Origin of the sequence: Vibrio sp. McD22-P3, assembly GCF_021568915.1 — a bacterium.
GTDB classification, from domain to species: Bacteria; Pseudomonadota; Gammaproteobacteria; order Enterobacterales; family Vibrionaceae; genus Vibrio; species Vibrio mediterranei.
The window spans coordinates 387,165-404,292 of sequence record NZ_JAKGTN010000001.1 but is presented as its reverse complement, the minus strand read 5'-3'; the positions used below and the strand labels follow the sequence as shown (position 1 = coordinate 404,292).

Here is a 17,128-nt window from a genome sequence, read left to right as displayed (position 1 = left end):
ACCTCAATCGTAAAGATTGTGACTTGGCTGTCCTGCCATCATCAACGCACCGTCCATTGCATCTCCTTTTGGAGACACTATCCAACGTTGCGCTGCTGGCGATAACCAATCAAAAATACGTTCGGCAATACTGCCCATTAAACAGATGTTTTCTGCCCCACGTTGATGCAAGGCGGTAAGAAACATCTCAATATCACTGGCGGTTTGCATCAGTAATTTTTTTGCAAGAGGATCATTGAGATAGGCATACTCAAAAATCTGCGGTGAAAACTGACCGTAATCTCTAGGCAAGGCGGTCTTTGACCATTCAACAATATTGTCAATGTCATTGTTAAAATGCGTCATTACGATGTCGGCCAAAGGAGAAGAATCCAAAATACCGTCTTGAATAAGCAACACATCTTGAATCAACCTTAGCCCCATGATAGCGCCGCCTCCTTGGTCAGAAATCGGAAACTCGCGCCCACCAACGACGTGCTGCGTTGTACCTGAAATAAACAGACCAACAGAGCCTGTGCCCGCTATCATGATGGCGCCATCTTTGCCTTCATGAGCGCCCAAACATGCACCGTAGCCATCGGTATTTAGAGTGATACTGGCAAATGGATGCGGGGCTGATAGGAAAGCGAGGTAACTGGCTTTATGCTCTGCGCCTGCTAGTGCTAGACCCACGTCGACTTGGTTAAAGTAGGAGTTATCCAAACCACCTTGTGTCAGCGCAATGGAGATCGCTTCGATGATTGAGGTTAAAGCAACCTCAGCCCCCAACATGATATTGGCGCTACCACTTTTGCCTTCACCGATAATCGTGTCATTTTTATCTAGAACTCTGGCGCGACACGAGGTGCCGCCCCCGTCGATCCCTGCGATGAATCTAGCCATGATGCTCACCTTTGCTATCGCTATGCTGTAGTGCCGCGGCCAACAGATACCATGCAGCATGAGGAATCCACTGCTCACCCCAACGCCAGTTTTGCAGCATGTCGTCTTTTTGATTTCTGGGGTTAAATGCAATATCTCGTTCATCGTCAAAGCCGCCAGTAATGCCATTACAGATACCGCCTTGGGCATTGAAGAATCCAAGCTGTGGTAGATAATCGGGGTTATTAAAACCGTAACCGTCTAACATACACATGTCATAGGGGTTCAACCCTAATATCCAGTCGAGGCAGTGAGTAGCGTAGCTCTCTAGCTGTTGCTTTAATGAACTGTCAGAGACTACGTCCTTGGCAATCAAAGCCATGGATGCGAGAGAAGCAATACGGGCATTTTCACCTTGCCACCAATATCCAGACTCGTTGTTATGTGGAATGAAAAAGGCAGAGCGTTTTGGCTCATCAACGCCTTTTACATACTGTCTTGGGTAACTAAAGGGGTTAAATAGTTCAGCGGTTACTGTTAGTTCAAATTGACAGGCTTGTGTGACTAATTGCGCGAAACGTTGTTGACGTTCTAGGTTAGTTTCAATAGCGAGATATTCTGCTAATGCAATGACAGGTAATCCAGCTTCAGCAGCGTGGTAAAACGGTCGAGAACCATCGCTGTCACTAGACCAGAAAAAGTCGTAGTTGTCGTCGGCTTTGGCTCGCAATGCTAATGAGTCCGCCCAGACTCTCGCTTGATCTAAATAAAGGTCTTCACCACTCGCTTTATAAAGCTCGACCGTTGCCAGCAGTGCACAGTACTCATCAATGATATTAGCAATGCCGTCGTTGAGGTATTGCGTATTATGTTCTTGTAAGTGCCAATAGCCTTTTCGGGCTATCTCAATAAAATGTGTTGCTTGAGAAGAGGTGGCCGACTCAGATTGGCTTGCTTTGGCAAGAGCGGCAATAGCGATGCCAGCACCTTGTCTAAAACCCGCTTGATAGTCTTGTTTCTTGTGACCTAATTGAGTCTCGTAGGCACAGATATCGCGCTGTTCGACATCTTTGCTCCACTTATCAAATACGGTCATGTAAAAGTAACCGTCGCTATGTTGCATGCGAGCAAGAAACTCGGCGCCATAAAGCGCTTCCTCTTGTAAACGTGCACGCACAAAGTGTGGGGCATCTTGTTGTGCAAGCAGGAGATCGTCCGCTTTCAGCATATTCCAAACCACCATTGGAGTTTGCTGTGGATTGAGGTAATTCGCGTAGGAAAGGTGGCTTAGATATTTACTGACATCTCCAGAAGCATCATACCAACCACCGTGCACATCGGCGGTTTCATCGCTGCCGATAATACGCGCTTGCCTATCGTGTTCATCGAATTGTCCACCGCAGCGTTGAGATTTGAAATAATGAATGACATCAGAAAAACTGCGCGTTAATAGATTATGTTCTTCAATAACAAAATCATGAGAGCGAATGGACTGGTAGCGAAGGTAGTAACGTCCCGCCTGCTGATACTGACTGAAGTCGATAGTAAAAAACACCCCACAATGCCAGTTGTCGACAGATTGTCCGCCTTCGAGTGTGAGCTCTAGAACGGTGTTTTCAGAATACGCATCAACTAAATATGCAGTCGTCACTGGATGATGTGGATCAGTACACATCAACACTGCGCGTTTCGCATTGTTTACCTGATAGCCAATATGATTAGTGAGCAATTGCATCGTTTTTTCATTCACCTGTCGAGAAGAAGCGCTCCCATTACAGGAGCGTTTAATTAGTTTTCGTAGAGATAACAACGTACAAAATGGTTGTCGGCGAGTTTGGTCACTGGCGGCAAGGCTTCCGTACATTTACTGGTTGCGTGTTTGCATCGACCCGCAAATGGGCAACCAACGGAGGCTGGTGTCCAGAGTGGAATCTCGCCTTTATTACCTTCCAACTTCTCATGAATAGATTTTTTCGGATCCGGTACCGCAGAAACAAGAAGTTGGGTGTAGGGATGTTGAGGGTTGGTGATGACCTCATCGGTATCGCCCCATTCCACCATATGGCCGACGTACATCACCGAGATATCTTCCGCGATATAGCGAGCGGTTGCGATATCGTGAGTGATGTAAAGCAATGACATTTGTTTCTCAAACTTCATCTCTTCCATCAGGTTGAGAACGCCAGCGCGAATCGAGACATCGAGCATAGAAGTTGGCTCATCAGCCAGGACAACTTCTGCTCCAACCGCAATATTCCTCGCTAAGTTAACACGCTGCCTTTGACCACCTGAAAGCTGGTGAGGGTATTTGGCTGCGGTTTCTTTAGGTGGAATTAAACCCACTTGATCGAGCAGATCGTATACTCGCTCTTCTAGCTCTTTTTTGTTGCTTTTCGACACCTTGTTATGGATCAGCAATGGACGTGCAATATGATGAAAGATCGTGTGTGTTGGGTTTAATGAACCAAACGGATCTTGCCATACCATCTGCACGCCTTCGCGGTATTTCATCAACTCACTGCGCGCTTTGATCTCTTGAATATCACGGCCGCGATATTTAATTTCACCACCACTTGGGGCATACATTTTGGCGATCATTTTTGCCGTTGTTGATTTGCCAGAGCCTGACTCACCAACCACCGCAAGGCCGCGACTTTTGTACATTTTGAATGAGACGTCATTGATAGCACGCATCATTGGTTGTTTTAGCGTATTACTGTTTATTGCGAAATCTTTGACAACATTTTTGCCTTCAATCAGCAGTTCACCATAGTTGCTCATAATGTTTCTCCAGAAATTCCTTGTATAACTTGCTCAGTTCGTTGCTGGTTGCTTATGACAACTCTTGCGATACAGCGATGGTGTCGCCATATAAGTGGCAGTTAGAAAAACGGTTCGGTTCAATTTGGCGTAACTTCGTTGGTACGCGGGTACACGTTTCATGGACACGATCGCACCGTGCTTGGAAGCGGCAGCCTTGTGGAATCTCCAATAGGTTTAGTGGATTACCTGGAATGCCCGTTAACTTGGTTTTAGGACCTGTTAAAGGAGGGAATGAACTTCCCAGTCCTTTTGTGTACGGGTGGTAAGGTGAATCTAAAATCTGTTGTGAAGGGGCAACTTCAATAAGCTCACCGGAATACATGATCCCAATGCGATCTGAGAACTCCACCATAAGTGAAATGTCGTGGGTGATGAACAAGATCGAAAATCCAAACTCCTCTTTGAGGGCATAGATCTTTTGCAGAATCTCACGCTGTACAACCACATCAAGCGCAGTGGTTGGCTCATCCATGATGATCATTTTCGGGTTGAGGGCGAGTGCAATCGCAATCACCAAGCGCTGACGCATACCACCAGAAAACTGGTGCGGGTAGTCGTTTAGACGGCTCGGATGAATATCAACAATCTCCAATAAGCCTTGAGCACGTCTTACGGCCTGTTCACGAGTCATATTGGTATGGCGCATAATAACGTCACAGAACTGCTCTTCCATGGTAAGTACAGGGTTCAAAGCATTCATGGCGCTTTGGAACACCATAGACATTTGGCTCCAGCGGAAGGTTTGCATACGATCATCACTGTATTGAAGGATATCTTCGCCATTGAAGATCACTTCTCCACCTGAAATAAACGCGGGTGGCTTGTGCAAGCGCATTAGTGAGAAGGCAACGGTTGATTTGCCACAACCAGACTCCCCTGCAAGACCAAACACTTCGCCTTTACCGATATCGAAACTAACATTGTTGCACGCTCGAACATCGCCTGCCTCAGTGATGTAATCTACGCACAAATTGCGAACTGAAATTAGTGGTTCTGACATGATTAACGATCTCCGCTCCAAAGTGCATTTTGTGGCGCGACTTGTACTTCGCGTTCCTGTTTGTCTTGTTCTGCGATTTTCTTCCAGCGTTTAAGGCCTTTGTGAGAACGAAGTTGCGGGTTGGCAATTTCATCAACGGCAAAGTTAAGCAGTGCTAAGCCGGTAACAAGAAGAGTCAACGCGATACATGGAGCTAGAATTTCCCACCATGCGCCAATCAGCATGGCTGAGGAAGTTTGAACGTTATAAAGCATGATGCCCCAGCTGATGGTGTTTGGATCGCCCATTCCCAAGAAAGAGATAATGGCTTCCATCAAGATGGCGTAAGACACTGAGCCGATGAAACTTGCACCAACAATTGAGATTAGGTTTGGTAGCAGCTCAACAAAAATGATGCGTAGTCGTGATTCACCAAGTACTTCAGCCGCTTTTACGAACTCTTTTTCTCGAAGTGATAAGGTTTGTGCACGAATAACCCTTGCTCCCCATGCCCAAGAGATGGAGGCAATAACGACCGCGATGGTCATTGGCCCCGCCTCACCAACGAAAGCGGCAACAACAAAGAGAAGAGGCCAGGGCGGAATCACCAGCATGATGTTCATTGCCGAGGTCAGTACACTATCAACACGGCCGCCAAAGTAACCCGCGGAAATTCCGATTACCGTGGCTAACACGCATACGATTAGGCCAGCACTAAAACCCACCATCAGTGATACGCGAGCGCCGTAAGCTACTTGAGACCATACATCACGCCCCATACGCGTGGTTCCCAATACATGATCTGCCTTTTTCGACATGAGTAACGTTCTACGATCATCCGCTAGATTTTGCGCTACCCAGCCGTCTGGGTTAGCTTGTGCTAACTTAACCACCGCTGATGGGTATTCGTGAGGGTTACCCGTACGCTTGTCTGGTGCATGTTTGGTGACTAGAGGTGCGGCAATGGCCACAAACATAAATAAGCCGATGATGATAAGTCCGATACGCGCAGTGGTGTTGCGCCAAACTAAAGAGAGAAAACCGTTCATGACTATTTTCCTCCTTTGCGTAGACGTGGGTCTAGCACGACATACAACATGTCTGCAGCTAAGTTAAAGAACAGCATAAAGAGCGTCATAATAAGAAGTTGTCCTTGCAGTACTTGATAGTCACGAGCATGAATTGCATTCAGCATGACACTGCCAAGTCCCGGATAGTTGAAGATGATTTCGACGATTAACTGACCACCTATCGCCATACCCAACGCCATAGAAAGCGCAGTGACACTTGGTAAGAGCGCATTACGCGCTGCGTAGTTGAATACCACGCGGTTTTCACTTAAGCCCTTACCGCGAGCCATGGTGATGTAGTCTTCTCCCAACAAGTTGATCATGTTGTTACGCATGTTCACTAGAAAGCCGCCGATTTGAATGATTGTGGCGCAGAAAAGGGGAAGCGCTGCGTGATAAAGCATATCTTTGATAAATGCCCAGCTTGTCCATTCAGGAATGGTGCCTGGGGTATACGCATAGCCCGTAGGAAACCATTTCAGGCCTATCGCAAAGATGAACATAGCTAACATGGCAATAACCACAGGTGGAATCGCCTGAATAATGAGCATTCCAGGAGTAACGAATGTGTCGAAACGAGAACCGCGCTTCCAAGCTGCGAAAATACCAAGAACCGAGCCGATAGAGAAAGACATCACGACAGCGGTGCCCGCCAGAAACAGTGACCAACCGAATGCGCCGCCTAACAGCTCACTGACGGTTAATGGGAAGAACTGAACCGAAACACCAAGCTCCCAACTTAAAATGTTCTTCATGTACGTTAGATATTGAACGAATAAATTACCGTCAACAAAGCCCAGCAGCTCTCTCATTGCTGCAATACGCTCTGGTGTAATTTGCACCGTTGTATGAGCGAACATCATAGTGACCGGATCGCCCGGCATCGCCCTTGGAATAATAAAGTTGATAGTAGCCGCAACTAATAGTGCTACTGCATATAATGACAAACGTCTTAAAAAATAACCCATAACTCACACCTTAATTACCCAGCTTTTCCTTTGCTGGCTACGCCGCCTCCAAATTAGAGACGAGCAATCCCCTGACGACGAGCGCCAAACATCAAATAGACATAGAAAAGGGAAGAAAGCGGCACGGATGTACCGCTTTTAGTTTGTGTTTACTTAACTGGTTTTAGGTCCAGTACGTGTAATAGACGCTCTGGAATACCTGCCCAGATATTTGGACGACCTTTAGGATTTTGCTCGTTCCACCAACCCGCAAAACGAGTGGTGTTGTATTGGTACATGTAAGCACCTGACATCACTGGAATAGTGACTTGGTCTTGAGCAATGATCTTCTGGATGCCATGAGCAATTTCTAGCTGCTCATCTTTATCTGCCGTCTTGTAGAAGCTATTTAGCAAGTTATCTAGCTCAGCATTTTTATAGAAGTGCATTGCAAAGCGAGGCATACCGTCACCAGCTTGAAGCGTTGAGTTATAACCAGAGTTCCAATACGTGTATGGATCTGCACCGTGGAAGTAGTTGGTATAAGCGACGTCGTAGTTACCTTCTAACATTGCTTGATTATAAACAGAGAAATCAGGCGTACGAGCTTTGGCTTTGATGCCCGCTTCAGCTAGTTGCTCTACAGCAAGTTGAACCGTGTTGTTAAAGTCTGTCCAGCCGTTAGGTGATTGGATAAAGAGCTCAAATGATTTACCTGATGGAGTGTCTACAAAGCCATCGCCATTCACATCTTTAAAGCCTGCTTTTTCTAGCAATGCTTTTGCACCGTCAACATCGTAGCTGTTGTAGCCTTTGTATTTATTGTGAATCGCTTCGTCAGACCAAGTGGCGAATGCGTAGCCAAGGCCAGAAGCGAAGTCATTCACAGTACCGCCGCCATAGAAGGCGATGTCGATGATAGTTTGACGGTCAAGAGCCATCGAGAATGCACGGCGGAAGTCGACGTTAGTAAGGGCTTCTTTTTTCGCAGCATCATGGTTTTTGAAGTTAACAACAAATGCTTGTGTACCCGCTGGTGGATACCAGTATTGATGGTTTGGAGAAGCGGCAGCATAAGTGCGGTCAATGTCAGGAATGAACGATGATGTCCAATCCATTTCTGAGTTAACAACTTTGCCTAGGAACTGGTCGTTGTTAGCAATCTGTGGAACACGCAGACAATCAACCTCTAGGTTGTCGTTGTCCCAGTAGTTAGGATTACGACATTGAACGTATAGCTGTGGAGTGAATGTATCGATCTCAGTAAATGGACCAGAACCTACAGGATTTTCGTTAGTGAAGGTCGTTGGATCTTTAACGTCTTTCCACACGTGCTCAGGAACCACTGGCACTTTAACAATCTCGTATGGGACGTTAGAGTTTGCTTCTGTTAGATAGAACTTCACTTGGTAGTCATTCAGCTTTTCAACTTTCTCCACCCAAGAGTTGATGCCGCTTTGGTCTAGTGCTGGATTTTTCTGCACTAGATTGAATGAGAATAGAACATCATCGGCGTCGAATGTTTCGCCGTCAGACCATTTCACACCTTTACGGATATCAAAGGTCACTGTTTTTAGGTCATCAGACATTTTGAAGCCTTCAGCCAAACGGAACACTGGTTTGTTGCCATGCATTTCGTTGAAAACAACTAAAGGTTCGAATAGGAAATCTGTTGTAGTGTGTAGGTTGGTCGCACCCAGATAAGGGTTAAAGTTGCGTACAAAAGTGTTGAACTCTTTCGGGTGGATGGTCAGTTCGCTGCGTTCCGCTGCGACGGTAACAGAGCTAAAGCCTGTTACTGAGGTTGCGATAATTGCTGTCGCTAGTGCTGTTTTTTTAATATGCGCAAGCATAGCTATTCCTTACTATTTGCTTTTGTTTCACTGGAAGGTAAGCCTACCTTCCTCACATTGTGCTAAAGCCTACCTCTTAACATGTGTTCTAAAGAGTGGCCTGTAGGCCTTAGGCGTTATTAAGAAAACACCTTAAAAGATAATTTATCAATTACTGTTCCCGTTAAAAACGTCAAAATAGTATTTTGACACGTCAAAAACGTCAAAAATCGATGGCAATGAGTGTTTTTTGAACAAATTTGGTGGTGGGTAAACATCACATTTTTAAGTGGTAAAAACAGAGTTTGTTAGTGATTACAAACCAGGTGTATCTTTATTTATAAAGCCTTGAATTCAGTTTTAGATTTGCTGTGACTATGATCACTAGGTGAATTTAAACGTTAATTTTTAATGGAAAATTGAGTGAGCTATTTGTTGTGATTACTATCGCAAATTGATGAATAATCCGTTCTTTTGGCCTCCATTATCGCGACGAATACACTCAATTAGATTTGATTAATGTGTTTTTTAATACTTAATTTACGGCGAGAAAATTAAGTGTTTTGCGTCAAAAGATGCTTTAGATTGAAGTGAGCACTGAAGACTTAAGTAACACTAACAGAGAGAATTTTCGAACAGCAGAGGACAGCTTCTGTATGTGAGGGAAAGTTTGTGTGGATGTGCCTGAGAGAAAAACTGCTCTCAGGCGTTGGAGAATTATTCGCTATGGAAGATCTGCTCGGTTTCTAATGACGTCATTTGTCTGATTTGGCGCCACAGGTAGTAGAAGATACCAACCATCATCAACATACTTGGAATTGCGATGATAGGGTAGCTATATAGTGTGAGCTTACCAAGCTCCTCGTTAAACGCTGGTGTTCCTGCTGGGCTGGTAACAATCCATGTTGCTAAGAAATAGTTCATCGCTGAGGAAAAAGCAAAAGTACTCGCAAATAAGTAGTTTGAGGAGACTAAGCAACGTTCGAAGCCTTCGGTATTACCATTCTCATTCAAGCGCTGTTTGATTAATGACAGATTAAACACGCTGTCATTCAAAATCATCTTTTGCATGAATGGGTAACGAGTAAACGTTGAGCCTAGTACCGCTAAACCGATTAGGCCAGGAATCAGGGCTTCTTTAAAGGCCAACCAGCGCGTGTCTAGTTCTAATAGGCCTATACCACCGGTCAATAGCACGCTCACGAAGCCTAGCGCAGCGATAAAGTTAAACTTATTGTTGCGGATTAGGTCCATGCCACCGTACACGACAGGGAAGAGTAAAGCGACAACCAACGCCATGGTCGTCCCTAGGTGTTCATCACCGCTAAATTTCATCAAAATGAAGGACGGGATGAAAACGTTAAATAGGATTTCAAATAGGGGATTCGACTTTTTAGCCGTCGTGTTATTCATAATATCTTTCAGACTCTACTTTATTGACTGCTAACTACACGTTGCAAGGCAGTGTTCAACGCCAAGAAGCAAGTGTAAAGCGTTAACTGGTGAAGTTATGTAACGATATATTAACTAGCAGGGTTTCGATGCTCATTTGATAACGTTACTCGCTTAGCGTATTGAGTGCTAGTAGTAATTGTTTAGTACGACTGAAAAACGAAAAAGGCGCATGGATTTCTCCATGCGCCTTCTCTAAATTTGGTGGCCCCTCGCAGACTTGAACTGCGGACCAATCGATTATGAGTCGACTGCTCTAACCACTGAGCTAAGGGGCCGATAGGTGGATGATTATAGGGGAAGGGACGCTGGGTGTCTAGACACAATAAGGGGTAATTGCGCTTGCTTTTTAATCACTTAAACCGCATAAAACAAAAAAGGTGAGCTAGTGCTCACCTTTTTGCTAAATTGCTTACGAATTACTCGTCAAGGAAGCTGCGCAGGGTCTCTGAGCGGCTTGGGTGACGCAGTTTACGTAGTGCTTTCGCTTCGATCTGACGGATACGCTCACGCGTTACGTCGAACTGTTTACCCACTTCTTCTAGAGTGTGGTCAGTGTTCATATCGATACCGAAACGCATGCGTAATACTTTTGCTTCACGAGGAGTAAGACCTGCTAGCACGTCTTTAGTTGCCACTCGTAGGCTAGTCATTGTTGCAGAATCAACAGGCAGCTCTAGAGTAGTATCCTCAATGAAATCACCTAGATGCGAATCTTCGTCGTCACCAATTGGCGTCTCCATAGAGATAGGCTCTTTAGCGATTTTTAGTACTTTACGAATCTTATCTTCCGGCATTTGCATACGTTCTGCCAATTCTTCTGGAAGAGGCTCACGGCCCATTTCTTGAAGCATTTGGCGAGAAATACGGTTCAGCTTGTTGATCGTTTCGATCATATGCACTGGAATACGGATTGTACGCGCTTGGTCTGCGATAGAGCGAGTGATTGCCTGACGGATCCACCATGTCGCATAAGTTGAGAACTTATAACCACGGCGATATTCAAACTTATCTACTGCTTTCATTAGACCGATGTTACCTTCTTGGATCAGATCCAAGAACTGTAGACCGCGGTTGGTGTACTTTTTAGCAATCGAAATTACGAGACGTAAGTTCGCTTCAACCATCTCTTTCTTCGCACGACGAGCTTTCGCTTCACCGATAGACATACGACGACTGATGTCTTTGATGTTTTGAACAGAAAGCGATGTTTCTTCTTCAATGATGTCTAGTTTTTGAATCGAACGACGAATGTCATCTTCGTAACGTTTGATTTTCTCTGCGTAAGGCTTGTCAGAGGCAAGTACTTCATCTAGCCAAGCTTCACTTGACTCATTACCAGTAAAGACAGCAATGAAAGACTTCTTAGGCATCTTGCCGTATTCAACAGCTTGACGCATGATCAGACGCTCTTGAGTACGTACACGATCCATAGAAGTGCGCAATTCGTTCACTAGGTGATCAAATTGTTTTGGTGTCAGACGGAATTCTTTAAAGACTTCTTGGACCAACTCATGTGACTTAGCCACCTGTGGGCTGTCGTAACCATATTCGTTGATAACCAGTTGAAGGTCTTGATAGCTATTGCGAAGCGCTGTGAACTTCTCTAGAGCAAGTTCAGGGTCGATACCTGTATCTTCTTCCTCTTCCTCACTATCGTCATCTTCATCAACGTCTTCGTCGTCTTCGTCTTCCAGATCTGCTTCAGAAAGCTCGGAACCGATGTGAGTCGCCGTTGGCGCTGTCGTTTCTTCTTCGTTTGGATCGACGAAGCCTGTGATTACGTCGGTAAGGCGAAGCTCTTCAGCTTGAACCTTGTCAAACTGTTCAAGAATATAAGGGATAGTGCCTGGGTATTCAGCTACAGAGCTTTGAACTTGGTTGATACCGTCTTCAATACGTTTCGCAATGTCGATCTCGCCTTCGCGAGTCAATAGCTCAACGGTACCCATTTCACGCATGTACATGCGCACTGGGTCAGTTGTACGGCCGATTTCACTTTCTACACTTGAAAGTGCCGCTGCAGCAGCTTCGGCAGCATCTTCATCAGTGATGTTGTTGTCATCATTCAGAGCAAGGTCATCAGCATCAGGAGCAGTTTCTACTACCTTAATACCCATGTCATTAATCATCTGAATAATATCTTCTACCTGTTCAGAATCGACGATTTCTTCAGGTAGGTGGTCATTTACTTCTGCGTAGGTCAGATAGCCTTGTTCCTTGCCCTTAATGACAAGTAATTTTAGCTGTGACTGCGGATTTTGGTCCATAGACGATATCCAACTTAAGATCTGGTGAAGGAATTTTAGTATGCGAAATGCAAACCACTAATATTAACAAATTTATTCATTGCTGACTAACTGAATTGGGTTACGCTTTTAAGTCTAGCATCAAGGCTAGCAGCTCCCGTTTTTCTTCGACTGATAAGCCGACACTTCTTTCTTTGGCCTGCAGGTTTTCAATTTGTTTTTCGATGCACTGAGACAATATCTTGTCCAATGAATCGATAAATACGTCTTCTTGATTGTCGTCGTCAAGTGGAATAACCCAACTTGCGAGACGAGACAGAAGTGCCTCATTGTTGCTACCACGCCATTGTTCTAATAACTGGCCTGTAGTCATATGGGGATGCGCTTGACATTTATCAACCACTTCCACGAATAAATTCAACCCCGGTAATGATAAATCTCTTACCGTTGAGAGGTCAGGTACCATTTCAGCATAGCTCGGATTTTGCAAAAGGAGAGCTATCACTTCACGCATTGGTGTGCGTTTAATCTCTTTATGAGGCTGAGCTCGCGTTTCTTGTTGGCCTTGTCGGTCAATTAGTTGCTGAAGCTGCCTTTCATCAACAAGCCCAAGTTTGCGTCCGAGAAGTTCTCTCAAGTATAGACGCAGGGTTCCACCTGGCACTTTATCGATGAGTGGAACGGCTAGCGTACTAAGCTTCGCCATTCCTTCTTTTGTTCGACTATCTACCTGCTGCATTAGCGAGGAGAACATAAAGTCAGAGAGAGGCATTGCATTTTGTACTTCAGTTTCAAATGCCTCTTTACCGTTTTGACGAATGAAGGAATCGGGATCCTCGCCATCCGGCAAAAACATAAATTTTAGTTGTCGGCCATCGTTTAGATACGGCAAAGCATTTTCCATGGCGCGCCATGCTGCATCTCGTCCCGCTCGGTCACCGTCGTAACAGCACACCACGGTGCTTGTTTGACGAAACAAGACCTGAAGGTGATCGCCTGTGGTCGATGTGCCAAGTGAGGCGACGGAGTAATCAACACCGTATTGAGCTAAGGCAACAACGTCCATATAGCCTTCAACAACCAAGACTTGTGGCGGCTCTCTATACGCCTGCAACACTTCATAAAGGCCGTACAGCTCTTTACCTTTATGGAAAATCGGTGTTTCGGGTGAGTTGAGATACTTAGGCGTGTCGTTACCAAGAACGCGTCCGCCAAACCCAATTACTCTTCCGCGCCTATCGCGGATTGGGAACATGATACGTCCTCTAAATCGGTCGTATCGGTTACCTTTGTCGTTCTCAATTAGCATACCGCCGGACACCAACATGTCTTGGGTAGCTTTCTGTTGACCGAAGTTCTTTCGAACACTGTCCCACTCGTCAGGCACATAACCAATGCCAAACTTTTGGACAATTTCTCCAGAGAGTCCACGACCCTTTAAGTACTCTATAGCGGCTTTATTTGATGAAACTTTAAGCTGATCTCGGTAGTACTGTCCGATCGTACCCATGAGATCGTACAAAGATCGTTTCTGCTCACTATTGGCTGTAGGCCCTTTGGAAAAATTGCCTGAGCTGCCATTACGTTGTTCACGAGGGACATCTAACCCAAGTGAAGCGGCCAGCTCTTCGATCGCCTCAACGAACTCAAGGCGTTCATATTCCATAAGAAAGTCAATCGCATTACCGTGTACACCACAGCCAAAACAATGATAGAACTGTTTCTCTTGGCTAACACTAAATGACGGTGTTTTCTCGTTATGGAAAGGGCAGCAAGCACCGTAGTTCTTACCTTGTTTTTTCAGTTTTACGCGCGCATCAATGATGTCGACTATATCGAGACGAGCCAACAGATCATCAATAAAGCTACGAGGGATAATTCCTGCCATAAAACCTTTTTACGAGAGTGAGATACAAACAAGCCGTGCGTTCCAAAGGATAGCACGGCTTGCTGCAATTTGATTGGGAGATTAAGCGAGTTTAGCGCGAACTAGACCACTTACTTTACCCATATCTGCACGGCCTTGAATTTGTGGCTTAAGCACACCCATTACCTTACCCATGTCTTGCATGCCCGCAGCACCAGATTCGGTAATCGCACTTTCAATCAGTGCAGATACTTCCTCGTCAGTCAGCGGTTGAGGCATAAAGTCCTCAAGTACGGCAATTTCAGCTTGCTCAGCTTCAGCAAGGTCTTGACGACCAGCTGCTTCAAATTGCGTAACAGAGTCGCGACGTTGTTTAACCATTTTAGTCAGCACAGCAAGAATGTCGTCTTCGCCCAGAGTAATCTGTTCGTCAACTTCACGTTGCTTAATGGCGGCTAAAGCTAAACGAATAGTGCCAAGGCGCGGTTTGTCCTTGGCTTTCATCGCTAGTTTTTGCTCGTCTTTGAGTTTATCAATCAGAGCCATAACTTAAATCCTATTGGACCTAGTTATTAGTACAGGCGAACGCGACGAGCGTTTTCGCGAGCTAGCTTCTTAGCGTGACGCTTTTGAGCTGCTGCTTTAGCGCGTTTGCGAACTGTAGTTGGTTTTTCATAGTGCTCACGACGACGCACTTCAGAAAGGATACCTGCTTTTTCGCAAGAGCGCTTGAAACGACGTAGTGCAACGTCGAACGGTTCGTTTTCACGTACTTTAACTACTGGCATATGCCTTTCACCTCAGGGGTTAACTATTCATTAATGCTGGCGCTTGTTTGTTAGGTCTAAGACGTTCCTATCGAAGTTCTTAGTTCTAAGCGATAAACCAGCTAGATCAAAAATGGTGCGGAATTTTAATCCGATCAGATGGGCTTTGTAAAGTACTTTGTCGTCTATCTCTTGTACAAAATTTGTTTGAGAGCCAATGACGAGGTAATATTGCGCCAATTTCGAAATATGTCGAGAACAATATGCGCATTTTAGGTATTGAAACCTCTTGTGATGAAACTGGCATCGCAATCTATGACGATGAGAAAGGATTGCTTTCGCATCAACTATATAGCCAAGTGAAACTGCACGCCGATTATGGTGGTGTGGTTCCTGAACTGGCGTCTCGTGATCATGTTAAAAAAACGATCCCGTTGATCAAAGCTGCATTAGCGGAAGCGAATTTAACACCAAAAGATATTGATGGTGTCGCGTATACCGCTGGTCCGGGTCTGGTTGGTGCACTATTAGTAGGTACTACGATTGGTCGAAGCATGGCGTACGCGTGGGGGGTTCCGGCTATTCCTGTACATCATATGGAAGGCCACCTGCTTGCTCCAATGTTAGAGGACAACCCACCGCCATTTCCATTTATTGCGCTTTTGGTCTCTGGTGGCCACAGTATGATCGTTGAAGTAAAAGGCATTGGTGAATATCAGATCCTTGGTGAGTCTATTGATGATGCTGCGGGTGAAGCCTTTGATAAGACCGCTAAATTGATGGGGTTGGATTATCCAGGCGGACCTTTGTTGTCTAAATTAGCTGACAAAGGCACACCGGGTCGATTTAAGTTCCCGCGCCCAATGACGGATCGTCCAGGTTTGGATATGAGTTTCTCTGGTTTGAAGACTTTTGCTGCGAATACAATCGCCGCCAATGATGATAGTGAACAAACCCGTGCAGATATCGCTTATGCATTCCAAGAAGCGGTGTGCGATACACTGGCAATTAAATGCAAGCGTGCTCTAAAACAAACTGGTATGAAGCGTATTGTTATTGCCGGTGGAGTGAGTGCTAACAAATTCTTGCGTCAAGAGCTTGAAACCCTCGCGAACAAAATTGGAGGCGAAGTCTATTATCCTCGTACTGAATTTTGTACCGATAATGGTGCCATGATAGCTTATGCAGGTATGCAGCGACTGAAAAATGGTGAAGCCGCTGAGCTCTCAGTAGAAGCTACGCCACGTTGGCCAATTGACCAACTAAAGCCGATTAAAGCGTAAAGAAAAGGTCACTTAGGTGGCCTTTTTTAACGACATATTTTAACAAAACAGCGAAAGTTTGTGACTTACTATCTGTGTTAACCTGTTAAAAAACATAGGGAATGAACGAATATGAAACAATTCAAGGTTGATGGCCAAACCATGGCATATCAAGATGTGGGTCAAGGACCAGTAGTTCTTTTTGGTCATAGCTATTTGTGGGACAGTGCTATGTGGCAACCTCAAGTAGAAGCGCTAAGCCAACACTATCGCTGTATTGTTCCAGACCTTTGGGCACATGGCGAGTCCGAGGCAGCGCCAACTTCGATGTCGAATCTTAAAGATTACGCGCAACATCTCTTAGCGTTAATGGATGAGCTTGAAATTGATGAGTTTTCTATCGTTGGTTTGTCCGTTGGCGGGATGTGGGGCGCAGAGCTAACCGCATTAGCACCAGCGAGAGTCAAGAGCTTAGTCCTTATGGACACGTTTGTAGGTCTAGAGCCTGAAGTTGCTCATGCTAAATATTTCGCCATGCTAGCAACGATCACCGAGCTTAAAGCCGTGCCAGCACCAATTGTTGAAGCAGTGGTACCACTGTTCTTCGCCAATAATGCCAAACAGGTTAATGCTGATCTTGTTGATGGTTTTGAAGCTAAGTTGTCTGCATTAAGCGGTGACAGAGCGGTTGAAGTTGCACGGATTGGTCGTATGGTCTTCGGTCGACGTGATTTGTGCGATGAAATTGAGAAATTCGCGCTACCTGCTCTAGTCGCAGTCGGAGCAGAAGATAAGCCACGTCCGGTACTTGAATCGTATTTGATGAATGATCTGATTTCTGGCAGTGCGATCAACGTGATCCCAGAAGCCGGTCATATCAGTAATTTAGAGCAGCCAGAATACGTGACTGCCATGCTGACAGAGTTCTTAGCTCAGCATAGCTAGCAGTAATAGCTATCCATGCTCGAATAGTATTTAGTGGTGCCAGTTGGCGCCACTTTTTGATTTTTAGTTACTGA

The 17,128-nt window shown here is 45.3% G+C and carries 14 protein-coding genes and 1 tRNA gene; 2 read left to right on the top strand and 13 right to left on the bottom strand.

What is annotated here, in order from left to right; all coding sequences use genetic code 11:
* Window positions 1-3: 3 nt before the first annotated feature.
* From L2W36_RS01825 to rpsU, 13 genes are all read right to left on the bottom strand, one after another.
* A complete protein-coding gene (locus L2W36_RS01825) occupies window positions 4-882 on the bottom strand; it encodes an N-acetylglucosamine kinase (RefSeq protein ID WP_236109182.1) in 879 nt (292 codons plus the stop codon).
* Window positions 875-2,596, bottom strand: coding sequence for a glycoside hydrolase family 9 protein (locus tag L2W36_RS01820; RefSeq protein ID WP_236109181.1), 1,722 nt, complete (start codon window positions 2,594-2,596; stop codon window positions 875-877). The genes L2W36_RS01825 and L2W36_RS01820 overlap by 8 nt, the downstream gene beginning before the upstream one ends.
* Window positions 2,597-2,649: 53 nt before the next feature.
* Entirely contained in the window at window positions 2,650-3,642 is a 993-nt protein-coding gene (locus L2W36_RS01815) for an ABC transporter ATP-binding protein (RefSeq protein WP_236109180.1), read from the bottom strand.
* Window positions 3,643-3,694: 52 nt separating this feature from the next.
* Entirely contained in the window at window positions 3,695-4,684 is a 990-nt protein-coding gene (locus tag L2W36_RS01810) for an ABC transporter ATP-binding protein (protein ID WP_006075060.1), read from the bottom strand.
* Window positions 4,685-4,686: 2 nt separating this feature from the next.
* A complete protein-coding gene (locus tag L2W36_RS01805; protein WP_062456664.1) occupies window positions 4,687-5,712 on the bottom strand; it encodes an ABC transporter permease in 1,026 nt (341 codons plus the stop codon).
* A gap of 2 nt (window positions 5,713-5,714) precedes the next feature.
* Window positions 5,715-6,701: an ABC transporter permease gene (locus tag L2W36_RS01800; RefSeq protein WP_006075062.1), complete on the bottom strand. Its 987-nt coding sequence runs from the start codon at window positions 6,699-6,701 to the stop codon at window positions 5,715-5,717.
* A 149-nt stretch (window positions 6,702-6,850) separates the two neighbouring features.
* Window positions 6,851-8,533, bottom strand: coding sequence for an ABC transporter substrate-binding protein (locus L2W36_RS01795; protein WP_038229092.1), 1,683 nt, complete (start codon window positions 8,531-8,533; stop codon window positions 6,851-6,853).
* A gap of 696 nt (window positions 8,534-9,229) precedes the next feature.
* The gene (locus L2W36_RS01790; protein WP_006075064.1) at window positions 9,230-9,925 is read right to left on the bottom strand and encodes a VC0807 family protein; all 696 of its coding nucleotides are present in this window, start codon (window positions 9,923-9,925) and stop codon (window positions 9,230-9,232) included.
* 241 nt (window positions 9,926-10,166) lie between these two features.
* Window positions 10,167-10,242, bottom strand: a tRNA-Ile gene (locus L2W36_RS01785).
* 141 nt (window positions 10,243-10,383) lie between these two features.
* Window positions 10,384-12,234, bottom strand: coding sequence for an RNA polymerase sigma factor RpoD (rpoD, locus tag L2W36_RS01780; RefSeq protein ID WP_006075065.1), 1,851 nt, complete (start codon window positions 12,232-12,234; stop codon window positions 10,384-10,386).
* A gap of 100 nt (window positions 12,235-12,334) precedes the next feature.
* The gene (gene dnaG / locus L2W36_RS01775) at window positions 12,335-14,101 is read right to left on the bottom strand and encodes a DNA primase (RefSeq protein ID WP_006075066.1); all 1,767 of its coding nucleotides are present in this window, start codon (window positions 14,099-14,101) and stop codon (window positions 12,335-12,337) included.
* Window positions 14,102-14,182: 81 nt separating this feature from the next.
* Window positions 14,183-14,626: a GatB/YqeY domain-containing protein gene (locus L2W36_RS01770; RefSeq protein ID WP_006075067.1), complete on the bottom strand. Its 444-nt coding sequence runs from the start codon at window positions 14,624-14,626 to the stop codon at window positions 14,183-14,185.
* Between the two features lie 26 nt (window positions 14,627-14,652).
* Window positions 14,653-14,868 (bottom strand): 30S ribosomal protein S21, encoded by a 216-nt coding sequence (gene rpsU / locus L2W36_RS01765; protein WP_001145625.1) that lies wholly within the window; start codon window positions 14,866-14,868, stop codon window positions 14,653-14,655.
* Between the two features lie 242 nt (window positions 14,869-15,110).
* Between rpsU and tsaD the strand changes: the two genes are divergently transcribed.
* A complete protein-coding gene (tsaD, locus tag L2W36_RS01760; RefSeq protein WP_038229098.1) occupies window positions 15,111-16,130 on the top strand; it encodes a tRNA (adenosine(37)-N6)-threonylcarbamoyltransferase complex transferase subunit TsaD in 1,020 nt (339 codons plus the stop codon).
* A 111-nt stretch (window positions 16,131-16,241) separates the two neighbouring features.
* Window positions 16,242-17,054 carry an alpha/beta fold hydrolase gene (locus tag L2W36_RS01755; protein ID WP_124940607.1) on the top strand — a complete coding sequence of 271 codons (813 nt, stop codon included), beginning with the start codon at window positions 16,242-16,244 and terminating at the stop codon, window positions 17,052-17,054.
* Window positions 17,055-17,128: the final 74 nt, after the last annotated feature.